Below are 15,457 nucleotides of genomic sequence, written 5' to 3'. Positions count from 1 at the left end.
CGATTATCGGGGGCCCTGCGAGCGCCCTGTGCGACCGCGTCGGCCGCCCACGCTGCTGATGGACGCGACGGCACACGTGCGTTGAAGCAGGGCGGGCGACCGGCAACGCGGAAGAAGGTCAGGCCGCATCCCAGGCAACCGTCGGCAGCCTGGCAATGCCCGGGGGCGCAAACAGGAAGCCCTGGAACAGCCTCACGCCGAGCCGGCGAAGCACGTCGACTTCCTCCGGGGCTTCCACGCCTTCCGCGATCACCCGGATACCAAGCTCGTCGCATATGCCGACGAAGCCCTTCACGATCGTGAAGCGCACGGCATTGCGATGGATGTCCCGAACGAAGCTCAGGTCGAGCTTGACGATGTGAGGCTGAAAAGCGGCCAGCAGTTCGAAGCCTGAATATGCGGCGCCGAAGTCGTCGATGGCCGAGGTGAATCCGAGGTGCTCGAAAGCATGGAAGGTCGCAGCCAGCGCGGGCAGATCGGCGACGGGTTCGCCTTCGGTGAGTTCGAACATCAGCCGATCGACCGGAAAGCGGACCCGTTCGGCCGTGCGAATGGCGGTATGAAAGCATTCCACCGGACCTGCAATGTCGTTGGGGGCCACGTTGAGGCTGAGCCTGGACTGCATGCCGAGCATCGATGCCATCTCGATCGACCTCACGCGGCATGCCTCGTGGAAGGCAAACCGATGATGCGCCTGCACCTGGCCGAGCACTTGGAGTGCGCCTTCCCCGTGAACGCCCCGGACGAGCGCCTCATGCGCGAAGACTTCCCGCGACTCGAGGTCGACGATCGGCTGGAACGCGATCGTGAACTCCGGGACGATGGCGGGCACGGCTGCGGCGCTGGCGCTTTCGGGTTTCATCGGGCGACCGACTCTTTGCGCGGCCACACCGAGACATCCAGGGTTGCGAACCTGGAGGCAGCCATCATGAAGCGGTTTCTTCCATCTTTCTTGGCCGCGTACAGCGCCGAGTCGGCGCTTGCCATCAACGACGCGAAATCCTCGTCCTCCTGCTCCGAGAGGGCGATGCCGATGCTGGTCGTCACCTGCAGGGTGCGGTTGGAGAGGACGAAGGCAGGGCGCATCGCGGCCAGCACCTTGCCGGCCACCAGCTGCGCTTCGTGGGGGCCGGCGATGTCTTCGAGAAGGATCACGAACTCGTCGCCGGCGTAGCGTGCCGCCACGTCCGTCTCGCGCACGCTTGCCTTCAGTCGGCGGCCGAACTCCTTGAGCACCGCATCGCCCGCCGCATGGCCCAGCGAATCGTTGATCGACTTGAAGTAGTCGATGTCCAGGAACAGCAGGCAGATCGGATTGCCGGATCGGCGCGACCGGGCCATGGCTTCGCCGACGCGCTCCTCGAACGACCGGCGGTTCGGCAGGCCGGTGAGCGCATCCTCGCGCGCGAGGGTATCGAGCTGCATCTGCTTTTGCTTGAGATCGCTGACGTCGTTGGCCAGGATGTACAGCCCGACGACCTCGCCGTGCGCATTCCGCTGCGGCAGATAGGTGGTCTGCAGCGTTCGCTCGCCGACCAGCAGCTTGGCGGTTTGTTCGAAGGACACCACCTCGCCGGCGAATGCGCGCGCCAGCAGCGGTTTGCGCATCTCGTAGTGAGCCTCGCCCACGGCCTCCCGGATGGGCCGGTTGATGATGGAGGCCGGCGGTATGCCGAGCCAGCTCTCGTAGCGGCCGTTGCAGAAGACCACGCGTTCGTCGCGATCGAGTTCGGTCAGGAGCGCCGGCACGTTGTCGGTCAGCCCGCGCAGGCGCTGCTCGCTCTCGGCGCTGCGGATCTCGGCGCGCTTGCGTTCGGTCACGTCGAAGGTCATCGCATAGAAGCCACGCACGACGCCTTCGGTATCGCGATCCGGGATGTAGTGGGACTGGTACCAGTTCTGGCTGGTCCCGCGCGTGCTGTACCCGGTCTTCTCGAAGGTCACCGCTTCCCCGGCGAGCACGCGCTGCACATAGGGCTCGACCATCCGGAAGTCGTCGATGCCGCGCACATCGGCCATGAGCCGGCCCACGGGTTCGGCTTCGCCGTGCAGCGCGCGCACGTGCGCATTGACGAAGGTGTAGCGCAAGGATGCGTCCACATGCGACACCAGGGCCGGCAGGTTGTCCGTAATGGTGCGGATGCGCGCCTCGCCGGCCGCCCGCTCGCGCTCGGCCACCTTCTGGCGCGTGATGTCGAAGGTCATCACGTAGTAGCCGACGGTCTCCCCGCCGCCGCGGATGTCGGGGACCAGATGGCACTCGAAGAAGCCTTCCTTGCCATTGCGGTCGTAGGTGCCCTCGCAGCGCGTGGGCGTGCCCCCCAGCACCTTGGTAACCTGTGGCGCGAGCTGCTGGTAGACCGCGTCCGGCAGCGACTCCTTCATGGTCATGGTGCCGATGTCGGCCCGCGTCTTGCCTTGCACGCTGAGGCCCGCCTTGTTGCCGAACAGGCAGCGCTGGTCGCGATCGAAGTAGCCGACGACCGCCGGCAGGTTGTCCGTCACATCGCGCAGCAGCCTCTCGCTCGCTTTCAGCCGCTCCTGAGCGGTCTGGCGGTCCAGCATGAGCGAATCGAAGGTGCGCGAAAGATCGCCGATCTCGTCCTCTGGATGCAGCTCCGTCATGGGGACGTAGCGTGAGGCGGCGTGCGAGACCCGCATGTGCTCATGCAGTCGTGTCAAAGGCGCAAGCTGGAACCGCATGACCGCGAAGGCGAGGCCTCCCACCAGCACGGCCAGGAGCAGGGCGCCGGCCCATGTGTAGCGCTCGATCCGCTCGACCTGGGCAAAGGCTTCGTCCCGTGGGTAGATGCAGCCGAGGACCCAGTTGGTCTGGCCGATGCGCTTGAAGGCGTAGAGGCCCTTCATGCCGGTGCGGTCCTTGCCTTCGGTCGCTCCCTCGAATCCGGCCATGGCGAGCTCGGCGGCGGGATCGCGGCCTCCCTCGGCGTCCGCACGCTGGAGAATCCGGGACTTGTCCGGATCGTCGATGACGATGCCATCCGTGTTCGTGATGAACATGTAGCCGCTCTTGCCGAACTTGACGCTGGCAAGCTCGCCGAGAAAGTTGTGCTCGCTGAGGTTGATGGCACCCGAGATGACGTAGAGCACCTCGCCATGCTCGTCGAACACCGGTTCGGTCATGGCCACCTGCGCCATGCCGTTGAGGCGATTGCGGTAGGGCTGGGAGATGACGCCAGCCTTGGTGGCGACCGTCTGCTGGAAGTACTCGCGGTCCTTGATATTGATCCTGCCCGGCAGCACCGTGCCACTGAGGCGGGCCACGAGATCGCCGTTCGTGTCGGCGACTGCGACGCTGGCGAAAGCGTCTTTCAGGGATGTGTGCCGAACGAGGAAATCGTGCAGCTGCGCGGTATTCGCAAGGTGATGCGCCTCTACGCTGTCGCCGAAGCTCTTGAGCAAGGTGCGCCGGCTCAGGAACTTCTGATCCACCGCCTCGGCAATGGCTGAGATCCGCTCGAACTCTTCGTTGGCGATAGCCGCTTGCATGTCGCGCTTCACGAAGTAGAGCGCGGTGGTGACGACGCCCAGCGTGATCAGCAGAACCATCGCAACCATGCCCAGGGACAACCGGGCGCGCAGGCCCAGGCGAGGGAGGCGAAGAAGTGGACGGCGCATCAAGGGTCCGAGGATACTGACCGAAGCTCTTCGGACACGCAAGGACAAGGCGTTGGAAGCGACCCCCGCGTGACTAAATTTGCGGTGTCGGCGACGCAATCGCGAAGCGCCTGGCTTTGGACGATTACCAAAGTACTCGCCACCTCCGACACGCGCCACATGTCCATGCGCCAACCCGGCACGCCTGTTGCTTCGCTACTTCACCAACAGGAGCATCCGCATGAACCGCAACGACGTCACAGAGAAGATCGTCACCGTCAAGGTGGCCAAGAGCATTCAATGGGCCGAGGTGGCCGAGAAGGTCGGCCTCTCGAAAGAATGGACCACGGCCGCCTGCCTGGGCCAGATGACGCTGGATGAGAAGCAGGCCGCCGTCGTCGGCGAGATCTTCGGGCTCACGGCCGAGGAGCAGAAGTGGCTCCAGGTGGTGCCCTACAAGGGCTCGCTGCCCTCGGCCGTGCCCACCGATCCGCTGATCTATCGCTGGTACGAGGTGGTGAGCGTCTACGGCACCACCATCAAGGAATTGATTCACGAGGAGTTCGGCGACGGCATCATGAGCGCGATCGACTTCAGCATGGACATCCAGCGCCAGGCTGATCCGAAAGGCGACCGCGTGAAGGTGGTGCTCTCGGGCAAGTTCCTGCCCTACAGGACTTATTGAAGCCGGGCGGGGCGGCGGCAGTTGCACCCGCCTGCGCCGTCCGCGGCTTCATGGACCTGACGGCGGCCCGTCCTCCCTGGCCTACGCCAGCAGCACTCCTGCGTCCACCTTCTCGATGTCGGTGTAGCCGCAGAACGCCATCGTGAGGTCGAGTTCGCGGTGGATGATCTGGAGCGCCCGCGTCACGCCGGCCTCGCCCAACGCGCCCAGCCCGTAGAGCATCGAGCGGCCGATGTAGGCGCCCTTGGCGCCGAGTGCGCGCGCCTTCAGCACGTCCTGCCCGCTGCGGATGCCGCCGTCCATGTGCACCTCGATCCGGTGGCCCACGGCTTCGGCGATCGCGGGCAGCGCCGAGATGGAGGAGGGCGCGCCGTCGAGCTGGCGCCCGCCGTGGTTGGAGACGATCAGCGCATCGGCGCCCGAGTCGACGGCCAGCCGCGCGTCCTCCACGTCCTGGATGCCCTTGAGGATCAGCCTTCCGCCCCAGCGTCGGCGGATCCAGTCGACGTCCGCCCACGAGAGCGTCGGGTCGAACTGCTTGTTGGTCCACTCCGACAGCGAGCGCATGGTCTCGATGCCCTTCACATGGCCGAACACGTTGCCGAAGTTGCGCCGCTTGGTGCCCAGCATGCCCAGGCACCAGCGCGGCTTGGTCGCCATGTTGGCGAGGTTGGCCAGGGTCGGCTTCGGCGGCACCGACAGGCCGTTGCGCAGATCCTTGTGGCGCTGGCCGATGATCTGCAGGTCCAGCGTCAGCACCAGGGCCGAGCAGTTCGCCGCCTTGGCGCGATCGATCAGGCGCGCCATGAAGTCGCGGTCACGCATCACGTAGAGCTGGAACCAGAAAGGCCGGCTGGTCGCCGCCGCGATGTCCTCAATGGAGCAGATGCTCATCGTCGAGAGCGTGAAGGGGATGCCGAACTTCTCGGCGGCCCTGGCCGCCAGGATCTCGCCGTCGGCATGCTGCATGCCCGTCATGCCGGTGGGTGCGATGGCCACCGGCATCGCAACTTCGATCCCCGCCATCGTCGTGCGCGTGCTGCGCTGCTCGATGTTCACCGCCACGCGCTGGCGCAGCTTCAGGCGGTCGAAGTCGGCGGCATTGGCGCGGTAGGTGCTTTCGGTCCAGGAGCCGGAGTCCACGTAGTCGTAGAACATGCGCGGCACGCGCTTGCGCGCGAGGACGCGCAGGTCCTCGATGCAGGTGATGACGCTCATCCGGCTTGCTACTGCGAGCTGATCTTCTGCTCGCTGATCAGCTTGCCCCAGCGCGCCGACTCCTGCGCCATGGCCGTGGCCAGCTGCGCAGACGGCATGAAGTCCGGCACCGCGCCCTGCAGCGCGGCCGCCTGGGCCAGGTCGGGAGCGCTCATGGCGGCACGTGCCGCCTCGCCCAGCTTGTCGACGACGGCGGCGGGCGTACCGGCGGGCGCCAGCAGGAAGAGGCGCGGCGCCACGTCGACGCCGGGCACCGCGGTCGACAGCGCGGCCACGTCTTCGGCACCCGGCAGCTTGTCGTTGCTCATCATTGCCAGCGCGCGCAGCTTGCCGCTCTTGGCCTGTGCCAGGCCGGCGGTCGCGCTGACGACGCCCAGCGGCACCTGGCCGCTGATCACGTCGGGCACGATCTGCGCGGCCCCGCGGTAGGGGATGTGCAGCGCGAAGGTGCCCGACTGGCCCTTCAGCATCTCGAAGCCCAGGTGCTGCACCGTGCCCACGCCCGAGGTGGCGAAGGAATAGAAGCCGGGCTTGGCCTTGAGCGCCGCCACCAGCTCGCGCGGGTTCCTGGCGGGGAAGTCGTTGCTGGCCACGATCAGCAGCGGCGACTTGAACAGCCCCGCGACCGGCACGAAGCTCTTGACCGGATCGAAGCTGAGCTTGGCCTGCATGTACTTCGCGATCAGCGTCGAACTGTCGCCCAGCAGCAGCGTGTAGCCGTCGGGCGCGGCCTTGGCGACCGCGTCGGCGGCGATCACGCCGGCCGCGCCGGCGCGGTTCTCCACCACCACCTGCTGGCCCAGCAGGGCCGACAGGCGCGGCGCGATCAGCCGCGCCATGGCATCGACGCCGCCGCCGGCGGAATAGCCCACCAGCAGGCGGATCGGGCGCTCGGGGTAGCCGCCTTGCGCGGAGGCGAGGCCGGCGTGGCTTGCCAGCAGGGCGGTGCCGAGTGCGAGCAGGGCACGGCGGTGAGGGGTGAATGGCTTCATCGTCTTGTCTCCGGAAATCTTGTGGGCTTCTGTGATGCGCTCGGCGTGCGTTCAGGCCTTGCCGATGCCGCGCGAGCCCGGCCGCTTCGCCAGCTCGGCCACGCGCTCGCGGTTCGGCTCGAAGCCCAGGCCCGACTTCTCGGGCAGCGCGAGCACGCCTTGGCTCGGCACCGGCAGGTCGTCGAACACCATCTTGCAGCAGTCCACCGCCACCGAGTGGTATTCGACCAGCGAGCCGTTGGCCAGCCCCGCATGCAGGTGCATGTTGTGGTGCGGCCAGGCGCCTCCGTTGGCGAAGCGCGCGTTGAAGGCACTGGCCATGCCGGCAATCCGCAGGCACTGCGTGAAGCCACCGGTGATGCAGGCATTGGGCTGCACCACGTCCACGGCTTGCGCGACCAGCATGTCGCGGAAGCGGCTGGCCTGGCCTTCGTTCTGCCCCGCGGCGAGCGGGATCGAGGTCTTGTGGCGCAGCTTCACCAGGTTGGGAATGTCGTTCTGCGAGACCGGCTCCTCGAAGAAGCTGATGCCGTATTCCTCGATGCGCTGCGCCAGCGAGAGCGCGTGGAAGTAGTCGAGGCTGCAGTTGGCGTCGATGTAGATCTGCACCTCGGGCCCCACCGCCTCGCGCACGGCGCGGATGCGCTGCACGTCCTCGGCGATGAGCGTGTCCAGCGGGCGCGGCTCGTCGCGGCGCGCGAGCCCGTGGTGGCCCACCGTCATCTTCAGGCGCTTGAAGCCGCGCTCGACCCAGCTCTGCGCCGCAGCCGCCAGCTCGTCGCGCTCGTAGAAGGCGAAGCCGAAGGTGGCGTACACAGGCACCTCGGCGCGCGCGCCGCCCAGCAGGCGCCAGCAGGGCTGGCCCAGGGCCTTGCCCTTCAGGTCCCACAGCGCGAGGTCCAGCGCGGCGATGGCATGGCTGGCATAGCCCGATTGGCCGCGGGGCGTGAGCAGCCAGTACAGGCGCTCCCAGATCTGCTCGTGGCGCAGCGGGTCCATGCCGACCAGCGCATGGGCGGCGATGTCGTTGACCACGGAGGCAATCACCTCTTCCTCGGTGATGGCGGTCATGCCGGTGCCGACCAGGCCTTCGTCGGTCTCGATGTCGACCAGGCAGAGGGAGAGCGAGGTGGTCTTGCTGCGGCCCGCAACCTCCACCGAAACCGGCAAGTGCAGGGGCGTGGCCGCGACGCGGGTGATCTTCATGGGGCGTGTCTCCAGGGTTGCGCGCAGTGTAGGAAGGCGGTCCCGGCCTTCACAAGCATCCGGCGCGAAGCCTGCTTTCGTCAAGCACGAAATCGAGGGTTTGCCCCTGGGGGCAGTCAGCGCAGCAGGAAGTCGATCAGCGTCAGCGTGGCCGGCGAGGGTTCCACCCCGCTGCGCAGCGCGATGCGGTGGGTGCGCGCGGCCCAGGCATCGGTGAGCGGCACCGCGGCCAGCGGCAGGCTGGCGAGCTGCGGGCCCACCGCCTGCAGGGGAAGCACGGCCACGCCGAGGCCGCCCGCAACCATGCGGCAGACGGCGTCGAAGCTGCGCATCTGCATGCGGATCTTCAGCGCCTTGCCGGAGAGTGAAGCAGAGCGCATCAGCCGGCTGGAAAGCGCGGTGCCGTCGTGCAGTGCGATGAACTGCTCGTCGAGCGCCTGCTCCAGCGCCAGCGGCGCGGCGCCGGCCAGTGCGTGGCTGGCCGGCACCACCAGCACCAGCGTGTCGGAGAAGCAGTCGGTCAGCGTGATGCCGTGCGGCGCGTGCGCCATGTCCACGATGCCCAGGTCGGCGCGGCCCTCGAGCAGCATCAGCGGGATGTCGAGGCTGCCGTGCTCCACGACGTCGATGCGGATCAGCGGATGCTCGCGCGCCATGCGGTCGAGCTTGGCGGGCAGCACTTCCAGCATGGCCGAGGTGTTGGCCGCCAGCCGCACGTGGCCTTGCAGGCCCTTGGCGTAGTCGTGCAGGTCGACCGACAGCCGGTCCATGTCGACCAGGATCTCGCGGCCGCGCCGCACCAGCATCTGGCCCGCGGGCGTGAGCCGCACGCCCCTAGAGGAGCGCTCGAAGACGCGCAGGCCCAGTGCTTCTTCGAGCGCTGTGATGCGCGCGCTTGCGGCGGCCACCGCGAGCTGCAGCCGGTCGCCGGCGGCGCTGATGGAGCCGAGCTCCGCCGCGGCGACGATCACGCGCAGCGTCGCGAGATCAAGCGGCTCGTTCAAGCGCGGTCTCGGGCGCGAACAGGCGGCCGTGGCCCGGCGAGGCGGGGTCGAGGCCGGCGGTGCGCATCAGGTCCCAGAAGCCGGCGGGCGAGCTCGAGGTGACGGGCAGACCGAGCTTGTCCTCGAGCGGCACGTGGATGTCCAGCGTCAGCAGGCCCCCGCAGGAGATCAGCAGGCCCTGCGCCGAGCGGTCGGCCGCCACGGTGCGCTCGGCCAGCGCCATCAGCGTTTCGCCCGTCACCTGGCCGACGGCTTCGACGCCGGTGATGGAAAGGCCCTCGATGTGCGTGACCGTGATGCCGCAGCTCGCCAGATAGGCGGCCAGCCGCTGGTTCAGCGTGTCGATGTAGGCGGTGGCGACCGCGACCCGCCGCACGCCGAGCGCGCGCAGGCTGTCGACGATGGCGTGGCTCATGGTGGTGCAGGGCAGGCCGGTGGCATCCTGCATGCGCTCGCGCAGCGCATTGGTGAATTCGAGGCCGCGGTAAAAGCTGAGCGAGGTGCCCATCAGCGAAACGGCCTGGGCGCCGGCATCGCGCAGCTCGACCGCGAGCGCGAGGATCCGGTCGACCACCGTGTCGAAGCCTTCGGGCGAGATGCCCGGGATGCCGAGCCCGCGGGCGATGAAGCGCACGTCGCGCCCGCCGTAGAGCGCCTGCCCGTCGGTCGGGACGAGGCCGGCGGCGGGCGGCACGATGAGGCCGAGGGTGCTTGTCGTCATGTCGTGGTCTCCGGATGCTCGAGTTGTCTCAAGCGCCGGATTGTGCGGCAAGCGACAGCGGCCCAGGCCGCTTGGTTTCAGCCCTGCAGATGCAGCGCCATTGCGGGGTCGCTGACGCCCGGCCTGCCGCTCTCGACACGGCCGGCGAAGCGGCGCTCGAAGTTCTCGGCGCTGACGGTGAAGTCGTACCAGTCGCCGCTCGTCTGGAGGTTCCAGTGCTGCGTCTCGATGTCGCCGGGCTTGATGTCCATCGTCCACGGGCCGTGCTTGCTGTAGGCGTTGGCGGCGATCGTGACGCGACCGCGCTGCTTGCCGCTGTTGCGCACCCTCAGGTAGAGATGGCCGCTGTGGGCCTGGTAGCCGACCTGGATTTCGGGCTGGAATGCCGCGGTGTCGTGGAACAGCGCGTCGCCCTCGAAGGTGCGCACGAAGCCGTTGGGCCCGTAGACCCAGAGCTCGTACTTGCCGCTGTCGGAGGCGCCGGTGTTCCAGGTGTCGCTCAGCGTCTTGCCGGCCTCCACGGTGTAGCGGCGCGGAATGCGGTCCAGGTGCAGCTTGTCGTACACGTGGAAGACCGCGCCCTGCTTGCCGGTGTTGGCGAACTGCAGCGACACGATGCCGCGCGACTCCACCCGCGCGCTGGTGTGCAGCTCGTACGGGAGTGCACGCGACGGGCGCACGCCGGTCTCCTGGAACAGCGGCTGCGGCGTGGCGGGCGCCGTCGTCACGGGGGCCGTGGGCAGCAGCCTCTGCGCCGCGTTGATCGCGGGGAAGTTGCTCGTGTCGGGCAGCTGGGGGAAGACCGGGTCGTTCGGGCTGACGAAGTCGAAGCAGGAGGTGAGGTCGCCGCACACCGCGCGGTGCCAGGGGCTGATGGCGTCCACCGTGATGCCGAAGCGCTTTTCCAGGAACATGCCCACGGAGGTGTGGTCGAACACCTGCGAATCGACCCAGCCGCCCTTGCTCCATGGCGACACCACGTACATCGGCACGCGCGAACTCAGGCCCCACGGGCGGATCTTGCCGCTGGTGGTGTCACTGGCGCTCAGGTAGTTGCCCACGGAGGCGTCGAAATACTCGCCGTCCAGCGGCACGGTGGACTTGCCCATCAGGTTGCCGTTGGCGTCGTACGATGGCACCGCTGGCATCGGCAGGTGGTCGAAGAAGCCGTCGTTCTCGTCGAAGGTCACGAAAAGGACGGTCTTGCTCCAGACTTTCGGATTGGCCGTCAGCGCGTCCAGCACGTCCGCGATGAAGTCGGCGGCGCCGGCAGTGCCTTCGCTGCTGCCGGGATGCTCAGCCAATGCCTGCGTGGGCAGCACCCACGAGACCTGCGGCAGGGTGTCGTTGATCACGTCCTGCTTGAGCTGGGCAAGGAAATTGACGGCACCGTCAGCCGTCGCGGGCCCGCCGGTCAAGCCGTGCTCGTAGATCGGCGAACCCGGCTGCGCAGTGCGGAAACTTTCGAAGGCCAGGCAGCCGTGCATGGCGCCCGTCCAGTTGTTGTTCATGTTCTGGTAGATGTGCCAGCTGATGCCGGCCTTTTGCAGGACATCCGGCAGCGTGTCCCATTTGAAGGCGGTGTTGACGTACTTGTAGTTGTAGGCACCCGTTGCCGGGTCGACCTGACCCGACCCGTCTGCCTGCTGCGCCCTGCCCGCGACCCATCTGGACGGGTTGGGCCAGCAGCGCGAGTTGACGGGCTCGCCATCGGCGTGCGTGCTGTTGATTCCCCGCTTGCGCAGTTCCGGGTTGAAGTTGGAGCCCGACCAGAAGACGATGCGGTTCGGGTCGGTGCCGGTGAGGACGGAGCAGTGATAGCCGTCGCAGATCGTGAAGGCATCGGCCAGCGCGAACTGGAAGGGAATGTCGTCGCGCAGGTAGTAGCCCATCGTCGCCTGGTTCTTGAACTGGATCCAGCGGTCCATCTTTCCCTGGTTCCACGCTGCCTGCTGATCGGGGAAATTGTGCGGCGTGCCGGATCCGATCAGCGCCCTGCCGATCCTGGAATCGCGGCGGAAGGGCTGGATCTCCGCGCCGCCGCTGGGGTTGGGTTGGAAATACACCGGCTTGCCGTTCGCCAGCGGAATCGGGAAGCGGTCGCCGAAGCCGCGCACGCCGCGCATGGTGCCGAAGTAGTGATCGAAGCTGCGGTTCTCCTGCATCAGGATGACGATGTGCTGCACGTCCTCGATGGAGCGGGACTTGACGTTCGCCTCGACCGCCAGCGCGCGGCGGATCGAGGGCGGCAGCACGGTGAGCGCGGACGCGGCGCCCAGGGCGCCTGCGGTCTTGCGAAGGAAGTCGCGTCGTGGGGGAATGTTCGTGGTCATGGTTTCAGAGGTGGGTTGGCCTCGAGGAGCTTAGGAAGCCGCCGTGACAGGAAAATGAATGCCGCTCAAGACACCATTGAAGAATGCTGAGCGAAATTCAATTAAGTTCAGACCTTGCCATCCGCTGGATGGCGATGCGCGCCAGCGCTCAGTAGCGCTTGAGCGACAGCACGTCGAAGGTTCGCCGCAAGGTCTCGACCGATCGCTCGTAGTCCGAGAGCGCGAGACAGGCGATCAGCGCATCGATGATGGCCAACTGCGCGAGCCGGCTGGTCATGGCTTCCGTACGGAAGCTGGTCTCGCGCGCCATGGTGAAGAGCAGCACGTCGCAGAAAGCCTGGATCGGCGACTTGCCGAAGTTCGTGATGCAGATGGTCGCTGCGCCGGCCTCCCTGGCCAGGCGCGTGGCCGTCACCGTCTCGTGGGTGCTGCCGGAATGCGAGATCGTCAGCACCGCGACGTCGGGGCCGGTGAGCGAGGCGCTGATCGCCTGCACGTGCGAGTCGACCACCACCTTGACGTTCAGCCCGATGCGCAGCATGCGGTAGTGCGCATCCTCGGCAATGGTGGCCGCGCTGCCGATGCCGTAGATCTCGATGCGCTTGGCCTTCTTGATCAGCCGGACGGCCTTCTCCATTGCCTTGACGTCGAGCGCGGCCTGCGTGTCGTGCAGGGTCTGCACGTTGCTCTGGAAGATCTTGCGGATGGTGGCGTCGACCTTGTCGCCGGGCTCCAGGTCCTCGTGGATGAACTGCACCGGCTGCACGATCTCCTGGGCCAGCGCGATCTTGATCTGCTGGAAACCGGTGGCGCCGAGGTTCTTGCAGAAGCCCACGATGCTGCCTTCGCTCGACCCGGTGCGCTCGGCCACCTCGCTGACCGACATGTGGACCACTTCCTGCGGGTGCGTGGCGATGAATTCTGCGATGCGCTGCCCGACCGGGCCCAGCGAGGCCCAGAGGGTTTCAATGCGCGCGAGCACGGCCGAGATCTGACCGCCGGGCGGTTCCGTGGGCTTGGTAGACCTGGCGGACTTTCGGGCAGGCTGCGGCTTCATGGGCGCCGAGCTTACTTGCCCGCCACGCGCTTCACGCCGGCGCCGCGCACCTCGAGCCGGAGCTGGTCCACCACCCGGCCGCGCGCGTCGAGGAGCTCCACCACGTGCCGGCCGGGCCAGGGCAGCCATTGGGCGCTGGCGCCGCGCGCCAAGGGCTTGCCATCAATGCGCCATTGCAGGCCGCTGCTGCCCTCGGCCTCGAAGCGGACGCGCTGATGGCGCGGGGGGATGTCAGGGTCGAGCGCAATGATCGTGCCGTCCGTGGGAGCGGTGATGCGCGCGGCGGGCTCGGCATCGGCCGCAGGCAATGCGAACAGCGCCTGCTCAGTGCCGGCGATGAACCATTCCTCGCGCGCCGCTTCCAGCTCGTCGCCGAAACGCACGCGCGTGCGCACCAGGGCCGGCGGCGGCGCGGGCGCACGGCTGGCCTCGCGGCGGTGGAGGAAGCCCATCAGCTCGGCCCAGATCGGCGCGGCCCCGCTGGTGCCGCTCACGTCCCACATCGGCGCGCCGCTGGCGTTGCCCACCCACACGCCGACGGTGTAGCGCTCGGACCAGCCGACCGCCCAGTTGTCGCGCATGTCCTTGCTGGTGCCGGTCTTCACCGCGCTCCAGAAGCGCGTGCCCAGCACGCTGTCGAGGCCGAAGGTGGGGGCGCGGGCATTGGCGTCGCTCAGGATGTCGCCCACGATGAAAGCGGCACGCGGATCGATTGCGCGCGGCTCATTCCCCCTCCCGCTTGCGGAAGAGGGCCGGGGTGAGGGCGTGGGCGCCAGCAAGATGCGCGTCTCCCCAAACCTCCCTCCATTCGCCAGCGTCCGATACCCGTTCGTCAGCCCCAGCGGCGACACCTCCGCGCTCCCCAGCGCCAGGCTGTAGCCGTAGTAGTCCCCGTTCTGCGCCAGGCCCAGCCCCGCTGCGCGCAGCTGGCGCGCGAAGGCCTCCGGCGACACCATCACCAACGTGCGCACCGCCGGCACATTGAGCGAAGCCGCCAGCGCGGTGCGCACCGAGACGTGGCCCTTGAACTGGCGGTCGTAGTTCTGCGGGATGTAGAGGCCGCTCGCAGTGCTGATCTGCGCCGAGGAGTCGTCGAGCAGCGAGGCCGCGGTGAGCCTTCGCTCGGCGATCGCCTGCGCATAGAGCAGCGGCTTGAGCGTGGAGCCCGGCTGGCGCTGCGCCAGCACGCCGTCGACCTCGGCCGCGCGGCTCAGCGTGCCGGAGGAGCCGACCCAGGCCAGCACCTCGCCGCTGGCGTTGTCGAGCACCACCAGCGCGCCGTCCTCGACATTGCGGCCGCGCAGCTCCTTCAGGTGGCGTTGCAGGGTCGTGAGCGCAAAGCGTTGCAGCGGCGCCCGCAGCGTGGTGCGAATGTCCACGCCTGGCTCCCTCTCCCTCCGGGAGAGGGGTGGGGTGAGGGCGCGCGCGCTCGACAGGCCTTCGGCTTCCTTCAGAGCTCGCCGCGCCAGATGCGGCGCAATGCCTTCACTCGCCTCGAAGGCTCGGCGTTGCAAGGCCGCGCTCACGAACATGTCGAGCGCTTCGCAATCAGCCCTGGCGCCTGCGTCCATGGCACGCATCACCTCGCAGGCGCGTTGCGCCACCAAGGCCGGCTTGGCATTGGGCGCACGTACCAGCGCCGCCGCAACGGCCGCCTCGCGTACATCGAGCCCGTGCGGCGCCTTGCCGAAGAGGGTGCGAGAGAGCGCATCGATGCCGACGATCTCGCCCCGGAAGGGCACGGTGTTGAGATAGCCCTCGAGGATCTGGTCCTTGCGCCATTGGCGCTCAAGCTGCTGCGCCGCCACCGTCTGCCCGAGCTTCTGCGCCAGGTCGCGTCCGCCGCTGCCGCGACGCAGGTCGTCGTCGAGCAAGCCCGCGAGCTGCATGGTGATGGTGGAGGCGCCGCGCGTGCGGGTGTTCCACAGGTTGCCCCAGGCGGCGGCCGAGACTGCGCGCCAGTCGACGCCGCTGTGCTCGTAGAAACGCTTGTCCTCGCTCAGCAGCATGGCGGTGCGCAGGGCCGGCGAGATCTCGGCCAATGCAGTCCATCGGCCGCGGCGCACGGCGGCGTCAGTGCGCACGCGTTGCAGCAGGTCTCCATTGCGGTCGAGCACCTGGATGTCGGAAGGGCGGAAGTTGCGCTTCACGTCCTCGAAGCCCGGTAGCGCCTGCGCCGGGCCGGCCAGGGCGGCGAGCAGGCTCAGCGCCAGCAGGGCGGATCGGGTGCGCGGCATGGGGCCGCTAGCTTGCCACAGGATGCGGGCCGGGCACCCGAATGCGGTCGGGGACTACTTGCGAACGGGCAGGCGCGCGGGTTGCCGGCGCGCGTTGCGCCAAGCATCTTGAAAACCTATCGACTGTTCAAGGAGATCAGATGAAAACACTTGTCGCCCTGCTGATTGCTGCAACCGCCGCCCTGGCCGGCTGCGTGGCCGTGCCGTACGACAGTGGCCGGTCGCCGCCGCGCGCGGGCTACGCGGACCGCGACCGGGACCGCGACGGCGTGCCCAACCGCTACGACCGCGATCGGGACAACGACGGCGTGCCGAACCGCTACGACAGTCGGCCGAACAATCCGAACCGGTATTGAGGCGGCGCTATGGCCCGCGTTGCTGAGGCG

At 67.9% G+C, this 15,457-nt stretch carries 12 protein-coding genes; 2 read left to right on the top strand and 10 right to left on the bottom strand.

Annotated features, from left to right (window positions below; all coding sequences use genetic code 11):
- Positions 1–118 precede the first annotated feature (118 nt).
- On the bottom strand, positions 119–862 hold the full coding sequence (locus ACMGEZ_RS20850) for an EAL domain-containing protein (protein WP_436824180.1): 744 nt from the start codon (positions 860–862) through the stop codon (positions 119–121).
- The gene (locus ACMGEZ_RS20845; protein ID WP_436824179.1) at positions 859–3,639 is read right to left on the bottom strand and encodes a sensor domain-containing diguanylate cyclase; all 2,781 of its coding nucleotides are present in this window, start codon (positions 3,637–3,639) and stop codon (positions 859–861) included. Before ACMGEZ_RS20845 ends, ACMGEZ_RS20850 begins: the two co-directional genes overlap by 4 nt.
- Positions 3,640–3,859: 220 nt before the next feature.
- On the opposite strand from ACMGEZ_RS20845, the gene cynS reads away from it, so the two are divergent.
- Positions 3,860–4,303 (top strand): cyanase, encoded by a 444-nt coding sequence (cynS, locus tag ACMGEZ_RS20840; protein WP_436824178.1) that lies wholly within the window; start codon positions 3,860–3,862, stop codon positions 4,301–4,303.
- 81 nt (positions 4,304–4,384) lie between these two features.
- On the opposite strand, the gene ACMGEZ_RS20835 is transcribed toward cynS, so the two are convergent.
- The 8 genes from ACMGEZ_RS20835 to pbpC all read right to left on the bottom strand — a co-directional run bounded on the left by ACMGEZ_RS20835 (position 4,385) and on the right by pbpC (position 15,071).
- On the bottom strand, positions 4,385–5,521 hold the full coding sequence (locus ACMGEZ_RS20835; RefSeq protein WP_436824177.1) for an alpha-hydroxy acid oxidase: 1,137 nt from the start codon (positions 5,519–5,521) through the stop codon (positions 4,385–4,387).
- 8 nt (positions 5,522–5,529) lie between these two features.
- A complete protein-coding gene (locus ACMGEZ_RS20830; protein WP_436824176.1) occupies positions 5,530–6,513 on the bottom strand; it encodes a Bug family tripartite tricarboxylate transporter substrate binding protein in 984 nt (327 codons plus the stop codon).
- A 51-nt stretch (positions 6,514–6,564) separates the two neighbouring features.
- Complete coding sequence (locus ACMGEZ_RS20825; protein ID WP_436824175.1) at positions 6,565–7,719, bottom strand: mandelate racemase/muconate lactonizing enzyme family protein; 1,155 nt, start codon at positions 7,717–7,719, stop codon at positions 6,565–6,567.
- A gap of 116 nt (positions 7,720–7,835) precedes the next feature.
- Positions 7,836–8,723, bottom strand: a complete 888-nt coding sequence (locus ACMGEZ_RS20820) for a LysR substrate-binding domain-containing protein (protein ID WP_436824174.1) — start codon at positions 8,721–8,723, stop codon at positions 7,836–7,838.
- A complete protein-coding gene (locus ACMGEZ_RS20815) occupies positions 8,707–9,444 on the bottom strand; it encodes an arylmalonate decarboxylase (RefSeq protein WP_436824173.1) in 738 nt (245 codons plus the stop codon). Before ACMGEZ_RS20815 ends, ACMGEZ_RS20820 begins: the two co-directional genes overlap by 17 nt.
- Positions 9,445–9,521: 77 nt before the next feature.
- Entirely contained in the window at positions 9,522–11,777 is a 2,256-nt protein-coding gene (locus tag ACMGEZ_RS20810; protein ID WP_436824172.1) for a phosphocholine-specific phospholipase C, read from the bottom strand.
- A 148-nt stretch (positions 11,778–11,925) separates the two neighbouring features.
- On the bottom strand, positions 11,926–12,759 hold the full coding sequence (locus tag ACMGEZ_RS20805; RefSeq protein ID WP_436824242.1) for a MurR/RpiR family transcriptional regulator: 834 nt from the start codon (positions 12,757–12,759) through the stop codon (positions 11,926–11,928).
- 86 nt (positions 12,760–12,845) lie between these two features.
- Positions 12,846–15,071 carry a penicillin-binding protein 1C gene (gene pbpC / locus ACMGEZ_RS20800; RefSeq protein WP_436824171.1) on the bottom strand — a complete coding sequence of 742 codons (2,226 nt, stop codon included), beginning with the start codon at positions 15,069–15,071 and terminating at the stop codon, positions 12,846–12,848.
- Positions 15,072–15,211: 140 nt separating this feature from the next.
- Here pbpC and ACMGEZ_RS20795 point away from each other — a divergent pair, with 140 nt between their 5' ends.
- On the top strand, positions 15,212–15,427 hold the full coding sequence (locus ACMGEZ_RS20795; protein ID WP_436824170.1) for a thrombospondin type 3 repeat-containing protein: 216 nt from the start codon (positions 15,212–15,214) through the stop codon (positions 15,425–15,427).
- The last annotated feature ends 30 nt before the right edge of the window (positions 15,428–15,457 follow it).

Source organism: Variovorax stachyos (genome assembly GCF_051400855.1).
GTDB lineage: Bacteria > Pseudomonadota > Gammaproteobacteria > Burkholderiales > Burkholderiaceae_C > Variovorax.
This window is presented reverse-complemented; position numbering and strand designations above follow the sequence as displayed.